Source organism: Blautia caccae (assembly GCF_040095955.1).
Classification (GTDB): domain Bacteria; phylum Bacillota; class Clostridia; order Lachnospirales; family Lachnospiraceae; genus Blautia; species Blautia celeris.
In genome coordinates, this window is the sequence record NZ_JBBMFP010000093.1 from 1 (window position 1) to 834 (window position 834).

At 47.4% G+C, this 834-nt stretch carries 1 protein-coding gene; it reads right to left on the bottom strand.

The features are described from left to right. Nucleotides 1–150 precede the first annotated feature (150 nt). On the bottom strand, nt 151–834 hold a 684-nt coding region (locus WMO65_RS26350), incomplete at its 5' end, for an SH3 domain-containing protein (RefSeq protein WP_494337603.1).

Genomic DNA, 834 nt, shown 5'->3' on the forward strand with positions numbered 1-834 from the left:
TTTCATGATTATTTTATGCATATTTTGATTAAATGATACTACAATACTGTATTATTGAAGTATAACCAATTTTTTTTTAATTATAAAAGACCCCGGATGGGAGAACCGGGGCCTTACAGCGTTTTACAGTTGCCCTCTGTGCGTTGATAGTTACAGTAGTGCTCCTGTTTTATCAGTATAGCACATCTTACCAGACTTGTCCACGTAGTATACCTTGCCACCGGTACGCACCAGCTCATCTGCCGCCATTGCTCCAGATGATTTCAGATAATACCAGTTCTTTTTCCACTCAATCCAGCCTGTCACCATCCATCCTTCTTTATCGAAATAGTACCAGGCTCCGCCGGTCTGCTTCCAGTCGTTCTTTGGATACTTATACCCTGCAGTGATATACCACCACTTCCCGGCCTCGCAGATCCAGCCGTCCAGGTAATCTCCAGATACCCAGCCATCCGCGTAGTGGAACCAGCACGTACTGCCTACCCAGCGGCGCTTATCGCATCCGATTCGGTCACCTTTGTTCAGCTGGCCAACAATTTGGCCACCCGGCTCCCTCCTGACATTGAGGTTATTACCTGTGATCGTAAGGCCATTAGCACCCATGCTGATCGGTATATCTGCCACAGTGGATGTGCCAGAAGAGGCCTGTCCAGCTACAATACTCCAATCAAGCCTTGCAAACTTTGTCCCAGGCAGATTGCTGTTGTAATACCCCTTGCTGCATACCCCACCGCCGTTGGCAATGATCGTACTGCCCCCGCTGGTATTACCCTCTACAGTTGTAAAATAATCACCATTAACACCCGTTACAATGCCTGTATGAGTAAATACGCC